Source organism: Anseongella ginsenosidimutans, from assembly GCF_008033235.1.
GTDB classification, from domain to species: domain Bacteria; phylum Bacteroidota; class Bacteroidia; order Sphingobacteriales; family Sphingobacteriaceae; genus Anseongella; species Anseongella ginsenosidimutans.
In genome coordinates, this window is the sequence record NZ_CP042432.1 from 597,913 (window position 1) to 612,417 (window position 14,505).

At 51.8% G+C, this 14,505-nt stretch carries 11 protein-coding genes; 6 read left to right on the forward strand and 5 right to left on the reverse strand.

Going from position 1 to position 14,505, the window contains the following annotated elements; translation table 11 throughout:
• Positions 1 to 27: 27 nt before the first annotated feature.
• Positions 28 to 429: a hypothetical protein gene (locus tag FRZ59_RS02560; protein WP_132127435.1), complete on the reverse strand. Its 402-nt coding sequence runs from the start codon at positions 427 to 429 to the stop codon at positions 28 to 30.
• A gap of 23 nt (positions 430 to 452) precedes the next feature.
• Complete coding sequence (gene secA / locus FRZ59_RS02565; RefSeq protein WP_132127434.1) at positions 453 to 3,758, reverse strand: preprotein translocase subunit SecA; 3,306 nt, start codon at positions 3,756 to 3,758, stop codon at positions 453 to 455.
• 219 nt (positions 3,759 to 3,977) lie between these two features.
• Between secA and purD the strand changes: the two genes are divergently transcribed.
• The 3 genes from purD (at position 3,978) to FRZ59_RS19360 (ending at position 5,960) form a co-directional block, all read left to right on the forward strand.
• Positions 3,978 to 5,255 carry a phosphoribosylamine--glycine ligase gene (purD, locus tag FRZ59_RS02570; protein ID WP_132127433.1) on the forward strand — a complete coding sequence of 426 codons (1,278 nt, stop codon included), beginning with the start codon at positions 3,978 to 3,980 and terminating at the stop codon, positions 5,253 to 5,255.
• Positions 5,256 to 5,325: 70 nt separating this feature from the next.
• Positions 5,326 to 5,640 carry a hypothetical protein gene (locus FRZ59_RS02575; RefSeq protein ID WP_147698217.1) on the forward strand — a complete coding sequence of 105 codons (315 nt, stop codon included), beginning with the start codon at positions 5,326 to 5,328 and terminating at the stop codon, positions 5,638 to 5,640.
• Between the two features lie 194 nt (positions 5,641 to 5,834).
• Positions 5,835 to 5,960 (forward strand): hypothetical protein, encoded by a 126-nt coding sequence (locus FRZ59_RS19360; protein WP_262713152.1) that lies wholly within the window; start codon positions 5,835 to 5,837, stop codon positions 5,958 to 5,960.
• A gap of 6 nt (positions 5,961 to 5,966) precedes the next feature.
• Here FRZ59_RS19360 and FRZ59_RS02580 read toward each other — a convergent pair whose 3' ends face one another.
• Positions 5,967 to 7,205, reverse strand: coding sequence for a formimidoylglutamase (locus FRZ59_RS02580; protein ID WP_317127720.1), 1,239 nt, complete (start codon positions 7,203 to 7,205; stop codon positions 5,967 to 5,969).
• A gap of 93 nt (positions 7,206 to 7,298) precedes the next feature.
• Between FRZ59_RS02580 and FRZ59_RS18745 the strand changes: the two genes are divergently transcribed.
• From FRZ59_RS18745 to FRZ59_RS02590, 3 genes are all read left to right on the forward strand, one after another.
• Positions 7,299 to 7,484 carry a hypothetical protein gene (locus FRZ59_RS18745; RefSeq protein WP_225975157.1) on the forward strand — a complete coding sequence of 62 codons (186 nt, stop codon included), beginning with the start codon at positions 7,299 to 7,301 and terminating at the stop codon, positions 7,482 to 7,484.
• 2 nt (positions 7,485 to 7,486) lie between these two features.
• Entirely contained in the window at positions 7,487 to 8,668 is a 1,182-nt protein-coding gene (locus FRZ59_RS02585) for a Gfo/Idh/MocA family protein (protein ID WP_225975158.1), read from the forward strand.
• Positions 8,669 to 8,762: 94 nt separating this feature from the next.
• Positions 8,763 to 10,259, forward strand: coding sequence for a Fic family protein (locus tag FRZ59_RS02590; RefSeq protein WP_207910185.1), 1,497 nt, complete (start codon positions 8,763 to 8,765; stop codon positions 10,257 to 10,259).
• 447 nt (positions 10,260 to 10,706) lie between these two features.
• On the opposite strand, the gene FRZ59_RS02595 is transcribed toward FRZ59_RS02590, so the two are convergent.
• Together FRZ59_RS02595 and FRZ59_RS02600 are read right to left on the reverse strand one after the other, a co-directional pair.
• On the reverse strand, positions 10,707 to 10,916 hold the full coding sequence (locus FRZ59_RS02595) for a hypothetical protein (protein ID WP_132127430.1): 210 nt from the start codon (positions 10,914 to 10,916) through the stop codon (positions 10,707 to 10,709).
• Positions 10,917 to 11,112: 196 nt separating this feature from the next.
• Positions 11,113 to 14,505, reverse strand: a complete 3,393-nt coding sequence (locus FRZ59_RS02600; protein ID WP_132127429.1) for a HEAT repeat domain-containing protein — start codon at positions 14,503 to 14,505, stop codon at positions 11,113 to 11,115.

A 14,505-nucleotide genomic window follows, 5' to 3' on the forward strand; every position in this document is an offset into this window, starting at 1 on the left:
GATCCAAACGTCCGGCAATTACTCCTGTTACTGGTCCCCGCCGTTGACCGTGATCGTAGCTTCCACGACCCTGGCATCTTCAAAGTCCCCGAGCAGTTTATCCCTTAGCCGGTTAGCTTCGGCAAGCGTGCGGCAGTCGCCAACCTCCAGGCTAAATTGAGGAGCCTCGTAATGCAGGTGTGAGGTCCCGTCAGGGTACAGCAAGCGATACCTGTTCCTCATTTCTATATAGGTTTCCCGCTCGGAGCCGCGGTATAGCTGCACGCGGTAGCCCTTAACTTTCCGGGGGCGTGCATATAGTTCAGCTCTTTTGGCTGTCAGCGCATCAATTTCGGGGTCCTTGATCTCTTCTATCTTCCCCCGTTCCTGCGCGAAGAGGCTTCCCGCCGCAAGCAGCAGAACAGTTATTGATAAGAGTATTTTTTTCATATCCCAAAAATTTACCAAAGACCTTACTTACCGTGGCAATTCTTATATTTCTTTCCGCTGCCGCAGGGACAGGGATCGTTTCTGCCAACCTTTTCACCCACTCTGACCGGCTGGGTCTTCACCTCTGTTTCTACAGGCATGCCGCCGCCCGCGGAGGCTACCCTGGAAGCAGCCCCGGCTGAAACATATTCCGGGTGATTTGTCCGGAGCCGGCTGGTATCGGGCCGCGGCTGCTGCCGGGCCTCTCTCACCTGCTCAGGCTGCTGAAGCGGAATGCTTCCTTTGAACAGGAAGCTGATCACTTCCCTGTTCACCCTGGAGATCATCTGCTTGAATAGCTCGAACGACTCAAATTTATAAATAAGCAGGGGATCTTTCTGTTCATATACGGCATTCTGGACAGACTGGCGCAAATCATCCATATCGCGCAAATGCTCTTTCCAGGATTCGTCAATGATACTCAGCGTTACCATCTTTTCAAATGCCTTGATGATTTCCTTTCCCCTGGTCTCATGGGCTTTTTCAAGGTTCACCTGTACCTGCAGGCCCCGCACTCCGTCAGTAAAGGGAACGGCGATGTTCCGGAACGTTTCGCCCCGGGTTTCGTACACCTCCTTGATCACAGGGTAAGCCATTTCAGCTATCTGTTCGCTCTTGCGGCGGTACAGGTCGGTTAAGGCCTGATGCATTAACTGCAGCAGATCGGCTGGCTTCTTCTCCTGGAACTCCTGTTCGCTGAGTTCAATATTATAGGAGAATACGCGGAGCATTTCCAGTTTGAAGCCTTCGTAGTTCTGCCCCTGGCTGTATTCGGCAACGATCTCCTCGATAAGATCGAACAGCATATTATCCAGGTCTACTTCCAGGCGTTCGCCGAAAAGGGCATTGTGCCGCTTGGAGTAAATCACTGTCCGCTGGGAATTCATTACGTCATCGTATTCCAGCAGCCGCTTCCTGATCCCGAAGTTATTTTCTTCCACTTTCCGCTGGGCGCGTTCAATGGAACGGGTGATCATGGAATGCTGGATTACCTCATCTTCCTTCAGCCCCATTTTGTCCATCAGGTTGTAAACACGGTCTGAAGTAAACAGGCGCATAAGATCATCCTGCAGGGATACGAAGAACTGGCTGGCGCCGGGATCGCCCTGGCGTCCGGCACGTCCGCGCAGCTGCCGGTCTACCCGCCTTGACTCATGCCGCTCAGTACCGATAATGGCCAGGCCGCCGGCGTCCTTTACCCCTGGGCCCAGTTTAATGTCGGTACCACGTCCGGCCATGTTGGTAGCAATCGTCACCGTACCTCCGATACCGGCTTCCGCAACAATGTCCGCTTCTTTTTGATGCAGCTTCGCGTTCAGCACATTATGCCTGATCCCGCGTAGTTTCAGCATCCGGCTAAGCAATTCGGAGATCTCTACAGAGGTGGTTCCCACGAGTACCGGGCGGCCTTCTCCCGTCAGCTTTGCAATTTCTTCAATCACCGCATTGTACTTGGCCCGCTGGGTTTTATATACCAGGTCCTGGCGATCATCGCGAACCAGGGGTTTGTTGGTGGGGATCTCCACCACATCCAGTTTATAGATCTCCCACAATTCCCCGGCCTCCGTACTGGCCGTCCCGGTCATCCCGGCCAGCTTATGGTACATTCTGAAATAATTCTGAAGGGTAACCGTGGCAAATGTCTGGGTGGCGTCTTCCACCTTTACATTTTCCTTTGCTTCAATGGCCTGGTGCAGCCCGTCCGAATAACGGCGGCCTTCCATCACGCGGCCCGTCTGCTCATCAACTATTTTTATCTTGCTGTTGTCAATGATGTATTCCACATCCTTTTCAAACAGGGTATAGGCTTTCAGAAGCTGGTTGACCGAATGAATACGCTCGGATTTAACGCCGTAATCGCGCATCAGCTCGTCTTTCTTCTTGACTTTCTCTTCTTCGGGAAGATCCGAACGTTCTATCTCAGCCACTTCGCTGCCCATATCAGGCATGATAAAGAAACTGGCGTCTTCACCGGAGGCGGTAATAAGTTCAATGCCTTTTTCAGTGAGTTCCACGCTGTTGTTCTTTTCGTCAATCACGAAGAACAATTCCGCATCCGCCTTATGCATTTCGCGCTGCTGATCCTGGAGGTAATGGTTCTCCGTTTTCTGCAGGATCTGCTTTATTCCCGGCTCGCTCAGGAACTTGATAAGGGCTTTATTTTTAGGCAGCCCGCGGTGAGCCCTCAAAAGAGCCAGGCCGCCTTCCTCGGTATTTCCCTCGGCTATTTGCTTCTTCGCAGCATTCAGCGCCGCGTTAAGGTAATTTTTTTGAGCGGTCACCAGCCTTTCGATCCGGGGCTTCAGGTCATAAAACTCATGCTGGTCGCCTTTTGGAACCGGTCCGGAAATAATAAGCGGCGTACGCGCATCGTCAATAAGCACTGAATCCACTTCGTCCACCATTGCATAATGCAGCTTTCCCTGAACAAGGTCTTCGGGGCTGCGCGCCATATTATCACGGAGGTAGTCAAAACCGTATTCATTATTGGTTCCGTAAATGATGTCCGCCTGGTAAGCCTTCCGGCGGTTAGGGGAATTGGGCTGATGTTTGTCTATGCAATCCACCCTGAGTCCGTGGAATTCAAACAAGGGGCCCATCCATTCGGAGTCGCGGCGGGCCAGGTAATCGTTTACGGTAACAATATGTACGCCAAGCCCTCCCAGGGCGTTCAGGTAAGCCGGGCAAGTTGCCACCAGCGTTTTTCCTTCACCGGTAGCCATTTCCGAGATCTTCCCCTGGTGCAATACGATCCCCCCGATCAGCTGTACATCATAATGCAGCATATCCCAGACGATCTCATTCCCGGAGGCCAGCCACCTGTTCTGATACCGCGCCTTATCCCCTGCGATCTCCACGTGCCCGCGGGTAGCCGCCAGGTCGCGGTCCATTTCTGTTGCAGTTACTTCAAGTATTTCATTCTCCTTAAAACGCCGGGCAGTTTCCTTCATAACGGCAAAGGCTTCCGGAAGAATCTCCCATAATATTTCTTCCAGCGATTTATTCCGTTCCTTTTCCAGCTTATCCACCCGGTCATACAGGGTAACTTTCTCATGCACCTGTATGCCTTCCGCTTCGCCCTGCTTCTTCAACTCAGCTATTTCACCGTCGATCTTTTGAAGATATTCTGCAATGCGCTGTTTGAATTCAGTGGTCTTATCCCGGAGTCCGTCATTGCTCAAAGACTGCAGCTTATCGTATTCCTCATTGATCTTCTGCACAAGCGGCAGAAGGCCCTTTACATCTTTATCCGATTTGGTTCCGAAGAGTTTCGTGAAAATATTCAGCATTTTACCTCATTTTTATTGCCGGCCTGGTTCCGGGCAACTACCCTTTATAAACAACATTTACGCCAGTATTGATTGATTGCCAAAATGGCAGTATCACCACCTTCCGCGCATGCTATCAGCCTATCAATCTGGTAAAAGTAAGAATTATTTGGCGCGATCAATCTGCTAGGGCAGGTTTTTTTATCTTTGCCGGCATCATGCGCCATAAACAAATATAAAATGAACGTATTACTGATCGGATCCGGCGGCCGCGAGCATGCTTTTGCCTGGAAAATAGCCCAAAGCCCCCGTTGTGACAAATTATACATCGCCCCCGGTAACGCGGGTACTTCGGCCTGCGGAGAAAACGTTGCCATCGACCCGCTGGATTTCGAAGGCATCTCTCAATTTGCGCTGGAGAAGAAAATAGACCTTGTACTGGTAGGGCCTGAGGAGCCGCTTGTAAAAGGGGTCAGCGATTATTTTATGGCCAGTGATACCCACCGCCACATTCCGGTTATCGGCCCCGGGAAAGCGGGGGCGCAATTGGAAGGAAGCAAGGATTTTTCGAAGCAGTTTATGGAACGGCACGGCATACCCACCGCGGCCTATGCCAGCTTCACCGGCACCGGCATAACAGCCGCGCTGGAATACCTTGAAAACCAACCCCTTCCCATCGTATTAAAAGCAGACGGCCTGGCAGCAGGAAAAGGAGTGCTTATTTGCGAAACGCGGGAACAGGCCAGACAGGAACTGGAAGAAATGCTGCTGAACGCTAAATTTGGTGCGGCCAGCGAAAAAGTAGTAGTGGAACAATTCCTGGAAGGCATTGAGCTGTCCGTATTTGTCCTCACGGACGGAAATTCCTATAAAATATTACCCGAGGCTAAAGATTATAAACGTATCGGCGAAGGAGATACGGGATTGAATACAGGCGGCATGGGATCCGTTTCACCGGTTCCCTTTGCGGATAAGGAATTCATGGAAAAAGTCGAAAAGCGCATCGTGATACCTACTATCGAGGGGTTGAAAAAAGACGGCATTCCTTATAAAGGCTTTATTTTCGTTGGCCTGATGAATATGGATGGAGAACCTTACGTGATCGAATACAATGTGCGCATGGGCGATCCCGAAACAGAAAGCGTTCTGCCAAGGATCCAGTCTGACCTGCTCGAATTATTGCAGGCAACCGCGGAGAATAAACTGGAAGAACAGGAATTGCTTATTGACCCTCGCCAGGCGGCCACGGTAGTCCTCGTTTCCGGCGGCTACCCGGGCAGTTACGAAAAAGGGAAGCGTATCGGGGGCCTTGACGAAGTCGAAAACAGCCTTCTCTTCCACGCAGGGACCAGCCTGAACGAGGAGGGCCATTGTGTTACCGCGGGAGGGCGCGTACTGGCGGTAACTTCCCTGTCGGAAAAGGCCGAAGACGCTCTCCGGACCTCGATTAAAAATGCGGGAAGCCTAAACTTTGATGGAAAATACTTTCGAAGCGATATAGGTTTTGATTTATTTTAAGAATCTGCCTTAAACTTTGGGGAATCACGATTATTATTTACTATTTTTAGAGTACGTAAAAATTATTCTCATGAGAAATCTCAACCTATCCTCCCTAAAAGTACCTGCCTTACTGATTACCATGCTTTTACTGGCTGCTTCCTGCGCCCGCTCTCCTTATAATTTCGTGAAGGTGCAGCCTAAAAAACCGTTTGATCGCGTAGCTCCGGCAGCCGCTTTCAGTCCGGGCACCCCGGCAGTGATTAACAGCACCGCCCTTTCGCAACGGCCGCAGGCAGATTTCAAAGCGCCCGTTATCAACAACAGCCGGTCATTTAGCCGTCCGGCCGCCCCCGTGAAACAACGTCCGCACGTATTGAATCCCGGCAAAGTGAGCGGCAGCTGAAACGGCAGCAAGCCAGGGAAAAGAAGGAGCAGACCCACAAAATAGTCCGCCGCGAACTTAAAAACTCCTCCGCCTTCGGCGCCCTGTCCGCTAAACAACTGGAAAAAGTAGAAAAGATCATCAGCAAACAGGCTAGTCGCATTGCGGAGAAAAAAGCAGCGTCCCCTGCTTCACCCATTGGCTTTAATCAATGGATGAAGATTGGCGTGATCCTGCTGCTGATTGGTTTGGTAGTAGGCATCGCATTCGCAGACCTGGGTTACCTGGTTGCCGTTATCGGCATCGTATTCCTGGTTCTGGGCCTGATACAGCAATTATAAAAGCATTTAAACCAGTTTCTGGTAGGTTTTCCACCAGCGGTCGGGCATTTCGCCATTGCTCGCCTGCTGGTAATCTTTGTAGGAACAGGGAACCAGGTGAAACCGGTCGTTTTTAGAATGGTTTTCGGGATATGGGATCTGCATCCACCAGCGGCCGCTCCGGTTACTTTTATAGAAGATCACCTCGTGCCCGCCTTCGCCTTCCAGGAAAGCCCTGTACTTGGTAAAATCCGGATGAGTCCCAAAGGGGTAATCTGCCTGGCGCGCAAAAAATCCATCTATGAAATACCAGATCATCTGCGCCAGCAGGCCGGCTGTCTGACCATTCCGGTCGTAGGCAGGATTAAACTCATAAAATCCGGCGGACAATAAACGGCCGTTAATACCCGCGTACCGGCACAAATGACAAGCCTGTTCTCCGTACAAACCGTTAGGCGAAGCATTCCCGTTCCCGGGCGCATCGGGGCTCCGGATCGCAGAAATATCAAAGCTCAGCATATTGCCGTTCCTGATCACCGGCTCGGTCTCCTGCAGATCCTCCGTTACCTGTCCCAGCCGGTGTACATCAAAGTACATTTTATCCATCAGCCGAAGACTGTTCTGCGTGACAAAATAGGATTGGTAAGCCAGGTTGCTGTAATTAAAAAGCCAGTTGGGCTCGTGAAGAATAATTTTATTCAGGTAAGAATCGGATGAGGGCTTTGCCACCTCCACTTCCATTTCATCCAGGTCGAACCGGCTGTCCACCGCTACCATCTCCACTTTCTGCTCCGCCAGCCCGTACGCGAGGTATTGCGCAAAAGCAAGATCATTACTTCCTCCAATGATCACCGGCATAATATCCTGCTTGATAAGCTCCGACACCACCGTCTTTACCGCAAAATAGGTATCTTCTACCGTAGCCCCTTGTTTAATAGTACCAAGGTCAGCCACTTTCGACGCGTCAAAAGTTCCTTCGAACAAGCGGTAAAGATGCGGCCTTAACGCCTCCATCCCACCGGCGCAACCCTCGTTGGAAACCGCCTGCCGGTCTTCCTCCACCCCGAATAATGCGAGAGAAACCTTTTCGAGGTCGGGAAAAGACCGTTGGTGGGACTGTATACGCGCTCCCAGCTGCGCCGGATGCAGATCCGCGTCCGGACTGCTCACTGGAGAAAAAAAATCAGCTACTGACATGCGGAGGCTAAAATAGCGCAACCAGTGAGAAAATACAAATGCGCCGGTGGCTTCGGGCTTTAGGCTCATATAATCCTTACAATACTCCCTTTGGGTTCGCTAATCAAGAAAATTGTGAATAAACAATATGCATGCTTATATTTAATACCAAATACAAGTTTTATGAGTCAATACGCTGTAAACCGCCGCCATTTTTTAAAGGGAGCCGCCGCCTCGCTTGCTTTTACCACCTTTGAAGCCAGGGCCATGAATTTTCTGAATCCTCAAAAATCCTACCGCGTAGGCTTGATCGGAACAGGCTGGTATGGAAAAAGCGACCTGTTCAGGCTGATCCAGGTATCCCTGTGAACGTGGTCGCATTATGCGATGTGGACAAGAACCTGCTAAACCAGGCGGGAGACATGGTGAGTAAACGGCAGAAATCCGGGAAAGTACCTCGTTTGTATAATGACTATCGTAAAATGCTGGCGGAAAACGAACTGGATATCGTTCTGATTGGCACACCCGACCATTGGCACGCCCTCCAGGCCATAACGGCCATGAAAGCCGGGGCGCATGTCTATGTGCAAAAGCCCATCAGCGTGGATGTGATCGAGGGAGAAGCCATGGTCGCAGCTGCGCGAAAATACAAGCGGGTGGTGCAAGTGGGCACACAGCGAAAAAGCACCCCGCACCTGATAGATGCCAAGAAAAACATCGTCGATGCCGGCTTGCTAGGGAAAATATCCCACGTAGAAATGTGCTGCTACTACCATATGCGGGCAAACGGGAATCCTCCGGAAGAACCGGTACCTGACTTCCTGGATTACGAGATGTGGACCGGCCCCGCCCCTCTTCGCCCCTACGACGGCTTGCCCCACAGGCGTTGGTGGCGCACTTTCATGGAATACGGGAACGGGATCACCGGAGATATGTGCATCCACATGTTCGACACCGTACGCTGGATGCTTGACCTGGGATGGCCCAAGCGCATTAGCTCCACCGGGGGAATTTACGTTCAAAAAGACGGAAAATCCAACATTTCCGATACCCAATCGGCGATTTTTGAATACGAGGGGCTGAACTGCCTCTGGCAACACCGCACCTGGGGAACCCCGGCGGATCCTGAATACCCCTGGTCGTTCAAATTGTACGGTGAAAAGGGGACGCTGGCGGCCAGCACCATGCAATATGACTTTAGCCCTCAGGGCAAAAACGGCAAAGCAATACATAAGGACGTGGTTTTTGAGAAAGAAAAATATCCCGAAGACCTGACCGAACCGGATATCGAGCTGAACGCCGCCCCCGCCACCCGCCTGCATATGATCGACTTCCTTCATGCCATTGAAACAGGCGGCCGCCCGGTAGCCGATATCGAAGAAGGCCATATTTCAACCGCCAGCTGTATCCTGGCAAACCTCTCCATGGGAACCGGCCGGCCCCTGGTCTACGATCCCGCAAAACGTATTGTAAAAGGGGATCCCGAAGCCACGGAACTTCTCAGGCGGGCATACCGGGAAGGCTGGGAGCATCCGGAACCGGCGAAGGTTTAACAATGACCTGAATTTCCGGATTGATGCTAATCAAGTGCTGGAAAAAAATCTACAAAAAGCCCGTAAAAATTGAAAATTTTCTACATTTTTGACTATGCCCACGCGAAGGATAGAAAATATTCTACAAAATTCAGTTGATGAAATCCTGTTCGGAAGCTCCGACAAAGCGGTCTCTCAACAAATCAGCCGTTTGGAAAAAGCCGGGAAACTGAAAAAGATAGCTCCCAGGGTCTATACTTCTAATATAGCAGAATCGCCCCAGGTTCTGTTCAAAAGAAACTGGTACAAGATTCTTGCACATCTATACCCTGGGGCATTGTTGAGCCACCGCAGTGCGCTTGAATTCAAACCAACCTCCACGGAAGAAATCTTCATTACGTACAAATACACTAAAAATATTTCCCTGCCAGGACTCCTTGTTAGAGCATTAAAGGGTATCGGACCAATTGATGGCGACTCCTCTTTTTTTAAAGAATTATACGTTTCACAAGAGCCCCGCGCCTTTTTGGAAAATTTTCAGACATCTGCGGCGAAAAACAAGACATTAAAAACGCTACCAAGGGAAACTATTGAAAACAAACTGGATACAATTATTCGTACGAGGGGCGAGGAAGGGCTCAACTTGCTACGCGATCAAGCACGATCAATAGCCCCCAGGTTGAATATGGAAAGGGAATTCGGCCAATTGGACAGGGTGATCAGCGCATTGCTATCAACCGGAAATACAAAATCACTCTCCTCTCCCGTTACGAAGGCGCGACTTTCTGGTTTTCCTTATGATCCAGCCCGTATTGATTTATTCAATCATTTGTACGAGTACCTGGCCGGCCGTGATTATCCTTCCTTCGAAGAACGGAATCAATCACCCGTTGCATACCAGAATTTCGCCTTCTTCGAAAGTTATTTCTCCAACTATATAGAAGGAACCCGGTTTGAAGTTGAAGAAGCAAAAGAAATCATCCGTACGGCAACTCCTCTTCCAACAAGGGACGAAGATTCCCACGATATTCTCGGAACTTACCAGATAGTAGCCGACAAAAAAGAGATGAGCCGCACTCCAGCTACTGCAGACCAACTGCTGGAAATTCTAAAGTACCGCCATGCTGTTTTACTAAGCGCAAGGCCGTCCAAGACGCCCGGCTGGTTTAAAAACAAGAACAATCGGGCGGGGAATACGGTGTTTGTAGATTGGAAGCTTGTCGCAGGCACCTTGAAGAAAGGGTTCGAGTTCTATTCACTCTTAAGGAATCCATTTAGCAAAGCAGCTTATATAATGTTCCTTGTCAGTGAGGTCCATCCCTTTCTGGATGGAAACGGAAGGATCGCACGTGTGATGATGAATGCCGAATTATCATCGAGGGGATTGTCCAAGATAATAATTCCTACCGTTTATCGGGAAGACTATATGGGCGCGCTGAGACTGCTGACGCGACAGGGAGATCCCGCTCCATATATTCGCATGTTATCCCGCGCATATGAATTCAGCAATAGTGTGCATGATGAAGATATGGATAGTATGCAGTCCTATCTTAACGCCTGCAATGCCTTTAAAGAGCCGGAAGCGGGTAAGTTGAAATACCATGCCGTTTAATTTCCGGCTCAAGGCTAGCCATCACATACCGGTCATCTTTATATCACCGGCAGTAAAATCCACGCCGTGTACCGGCGCCCTGCAAAGTTTTTCGGGTTATAACCATAAAAACTTTATAATTCGGGACCGTTTTTCGGGTTATAACTCTAAAAACGCCTTATTTTCCCGGCAAGTTTACTCCCTCCAGCACAAATTTCATTTGAACGGCTACTTGGACCTTAATCTTTTCAAATTCGATGGCTGGCAATTTCTCCTTCATTTTAACACCTGAGCTGTGTATCCACTACTTCAATACAGGGTCCGTTCGCCACATCGTTTGTCTGGGTTCGCCCTTCAAGAGATGTTAGCATAAGCGCAGGCAAGAGTATCAGATATTTCGCTGCTGAGCCAATAAGCCTTAGGGCGGCTTTTGCTATACCACTGTCCGGAAATTCCTGCAGGGTTCTTTCAATATCCCCTGGCCATGATCCCGTCTCCCGCTTGCCCAGAGCAAAAAGCAATATTTATAAGTGCCATTTCGCGGTAGCTTAGCCTCCCTGAACTCAGCAGGGCCAGGTAACGATATTTATCCATCCAGGTATGACGGGTAAAGAACTCATAGCTTTTTTCAAAATGCTGAATCGCCTCCGTGAATCGCTCCTTTTTAGTTAACTTCATACCAGCTCTGTGTTCCTGAAGCAGCAGCGATCGCAAGCAGAATGACAAGAGAAGATAGCTCATGGAGCCCCATAAATATGGGTACGGGATCCCTGACTTATACCAAATAAACATTAAAAAAGCCATCACAGTCAGTTGCCGAACCAGGGAAATCCAGGCTACCGGGCGGAACACAGGGATTGCTGTACCCATAGCGTTATTCTTTTAACGTGGCCAGGAAGCTTACCAGATCGCGGATCTCCCGTTTGCTTAAAATGTCCTTCATCACGGGCATGCTGGAGGGGGCATTAGTGCGGCGGACCACCTGCTTTTTGTAGATCAGGGTGTCGGGTTCATCGCCGACCTTGAGGGTGAGGCTGTTGTCGTTTTCCCTTTGAAGCACACCTGTCAGGGATTTTCCGCCCTCGAGTTCTACCGTCACAAAACCGTAGCCAGGAGTAATCCTCGCGCTGGGCGCGATCAGGGATTCCAGCAGCTGTTCCCTGGTGTTCCGGCTGGCTACGCCGTTGAGGTTGGGAGCGATATTGGCCCCGTAGTCATCGATGGAGTGGCAGCGCATGCATTGTGCGGTTTGGTTGGAAAAGAGGATGGACCGGCCTTTTCCCACATCGCCGCCAAATAACAGCCCGGCATAGGCGGCCATACTGGTATCGGGAGCCAGCCCGGCGTTTATGGCTTGCAGTTTTTCGGTGAGTTCCGCAGAATGTGTGCTGTCGATGGCTTCGGCCAGCTCGAGGCGGATCTCCGGGGCGATTTTTCCGGCAGCAAGCTGTTCCAGCAGCCGGTCGAAGGCGGGCCGGGTGCTTTCCGCCGACAGGTTGCCAAGTGTTAGCAAGGCCGCCTGTTTTTCACCGGAGGTTTTAGTGGCAATCACCCCGGAAAGGAGGGAGACCTTCTGCTCTGCAGGTAGGTTCATTTCGGGGAGCAGGTCCAGGCCGGCGATACGCACGCTCTTTTCCGGGTCGGAAAGTGCCCGGGCAATGGCTTCGCCAATTTGCTCGTACTCCAGCAGGGCCAGCGCCTCCAGGGCAGCCACCCGGACTTCGGACGCCTGATCGTTTTCAAGACGCACAAGCAGGTCGGGGGCGCCGCGGCTTATTTTCAATTTGCCAAGGGCGTTTGCGGCGCTGAGCCGCAAGCCGGTTTCTTCATCGCTGAGCAAACGGAGAAGGGCTTCGGCCGATCGCTCCTGAACAAGAGCCGGGTCCCTTTCCACCTCTCCGCGGTAGCGTCCGGTAACACGGTCCAGCACGGAAGGCCGCGCCCAGGTGCTGAGGGCATCAACGGCTTCGGCGCGCATGGCTGCCGGAGCGTCTTCCCGAAGCGCGTAATCAATCAGGTTTTGCATGCTTGCTTCGGTTCCCGTCCAAAGGCAGGCATTGATGGCCCGCCTGATCAGGGCTTCTTCACGGAAACGGTCCTCATTCAGCACATTTGCCAGCGCCGGCAACGCTTCCTTAATAAAATGATCGTCGTTAATGGCGCGGGCGGCCTCGGTGACGATGAATTCATCCTGATCGCTCAGGAAACGGGCAAGTTCCGGGCTTTTCATTCGCCGCAAAGCCACTACCGCGGCAATGCGAACCGCGCGGGAGGGATGTGAAGCCAGCGCTGCCAGAGGCTCCGTCTTTCTTATCCGCGCCAGGGCCAGGCTTCCCGCATGCCGGATATACACATCTTTCCCGTCGTTTGCGGCAAGAAGTGAAATAATGGGCTGAATGGCCGGTTCATAAGCAATCCTGCCCAGTGCCTCGGCGGCAAAGAAACGGGCGCGTGCAGAGGTATCTTCCAGGAGAGGGATCAGCGCCGCTCCTGCTTCCGCGAAACGAATATCCCCCAGCCATTTAGCCGCCTGAGCCCGGATCTCGGGATCGCTATCGTTCAGCAGGGGCAGTAATAAGCGCCCGTGCTGCGAGTCTTCCCGTGCCATTTGGCTGATCCCCCATATGCCGTGGATCCGCGCAAGCTGGTTCCCGGTCCGGGAAATGCTTTCGCGGAAAACAGCCACTCCGTCCCTGCCGCGCTTAGCCAGTTCAAACTGTGCTTTTTGCCTTACGCGCATATCAGGGTTCGCTAATAACCCGGCAAGCTTGGCGGGTTCAAACCGGGCGAAATCTGCTCCCAGCAGGGCCTTGGTTTCCCGGCGCTCCGCCCGGTCGGCGCCGCTTTCCGCGTCCATTTTCCAGATGCGGCCATAGTTTTTCGTGTTCCAGCCATCTATCCAGTCCCCGATATACAAGGCCCCGTCCGGGCCAAAATCAATTCCCGTGGCCAGGATCCCTTTCATCACCGTTTGTGTCCCGGCCAGCTCAAAACCGGCGCCGGAAGGCTTCAGGCGGAAGGAATGAATCGCTGACCGCGCCGGGTTACCCACGAATTCGGAAATAAAGAAGGTATTCTTCCATTCGGGGCCAAGGGCCGTTCCGGGGTTATAAACCATGCCGGCCGGCCCGCTTATATAGTTGGAAATGGGAGGCACGATGTAAGCCGCCTGCCCTTCAAACCGCGGTTTGAACATCTGTTCGTCCATCCACACCTTATAGGTATTATTATCCGGATCGCGGTATTTTCCAAATTGCCAGTTAATACGCCAGCCGGCGTCGGAACCGTTAACAATATACACGAGTCGCTCCTTCTCCCCGGGATGGTCCCCATCATTGTCCACACTGATCAGGTTTCCATATTCGTCAAAAACAAACTCATGCGTATTCCGCAGGCCGGCTGCAAAGACTTCAAAATCACTGCCGTCCGGGTTGGCCCGCACGATCACCCCCTGGTTCGGGTATTTCCATTTTTTGCCGTCGGGGCCCACGCCGTTAAACCCGATATCGCCGATACCCCAGTAGATCCGCCCGTCCGGTCCTTTCGCCAGTCCTGACATCCCATGCCCCCCGAACCCGATGTGTACGCCGTAACCGTGCGAGATGGATTCTTTTGAATCGGCCAGCCCGTCCCCGTTCCGGTCTTTCATTCGCCACATATCCGGACCAACACCTACATAAAGATCCTCGCCGTCGGAAAGTACCGCACCCGCTACATCGGTCACTTCCTCATGGAAGTCTTCCACTACCAGCTGAGAAAAGTCGGCCACCCCGTCGCCGGAACGATCTTCAAGGCGGTAAACATGTTCTTTTTCAACCGTCATATCCCGCCAGTCATGAGAACTGTCGGCATTCAGGTCTTCCAGCCACTGGTTTTGAGCGCTGTTTTCCGGCGCCAGCACCTTATGCAGGAATGCCCGCTTATCTTCTACCGTTTCCAGCGCAATGGAAGCAATTTCCCAGTCCCGGTGCCCGCGGATATCAAATTCCGAATGTTTCTGCCGGTTTGTCCGGGTGTACCAAAGGCGTCCCCGGTCATCGACATGAATGGCTACGGGATCGGCTACCAGGGAATCAACTCCCCATAAGCTGATGGAAAGGCCTTCGGCCAGCTCGGGTTTCACCCGGGATTCGATCAGTCTGGCCATGCTATCGGCCGCGGCCGGCGCCATTTCAACTATTCTTTTATCGGCAGGGCCTCTGTTACATGCAGCCGCCAGGAAGAGCGGCAAACCTAACGCGAAAAATAAGTTTTTGTATTTCAGCAT

Coding starts and splice junctions, on each gene's coding strand:
- FRZ59_RS02580 (WP_317127720.1), bottom strand. CDS start 7,205: ATGAGCCTAAAGCCCGAAGCCACCGGCGCATTTGTATTTTCTCACTGG.
- FRZ59_RS02575 (WP_147698217.1), top strand. CDS start 5,326: ATGAGAAATCTCAACCTATCCTCCCTAAAAGTACCTGCCTTACTGATT.
- FRZ59_RS19360 (WP_262713152.1), top strand. CDS start 5,835: ATGAAGATTGGCGTGATCCTGCTGCTGATTGGTTTGGTAGTAGGCATC.
- FRZ59_RS02600 (WP_132127429.1), bottom strand. CDS start 14,505: ATGCTGAAATACAAAAACTTATTTTTCGCGTTAGGTTTGCCGCTCTTC.
- secA (WP_132127434.1), bottom strand. CDS start 3,758: ATGCTGAATATTTTCACGAAACTCTTCGGAACCAAATCGGATAAAGAT.
- FRZ59_RS02590 (WP_207910185.1), top strand. CDS start 8,763: ATGCCCACGCGAAGGATAGAAAATATTCTACAAAATTCAGTTGATGAA.
- FRZ59_RS02560 (WP_132127435.1), bottom strand. CDS start 429: ATGAAAAAAATACTCTTATCAATAACTGTTCTGCTGCTTGCGGCGGGA.
- FRZ59_RS18745 (WP_225975157.1), top strand. CDS start 7,299: ATGAGTCAATACGCTGTAAACCGCCGCCATTTTTTAAAGGGAGCCGCC.
- purD (WP_132127433.1), top strand. CDS start 3,978: ATGAACGTATTACTGATCGGATCCGGCGGCCGCGAGCATGCTTTTGCC.
- FRZ59_RS02595 (WP_132127430.1), bottom strand. CDS start 10,916: ATGAAGTTAACTAAAAAGGAGCGATTCACGGAGGCGATTCAGCATTTT.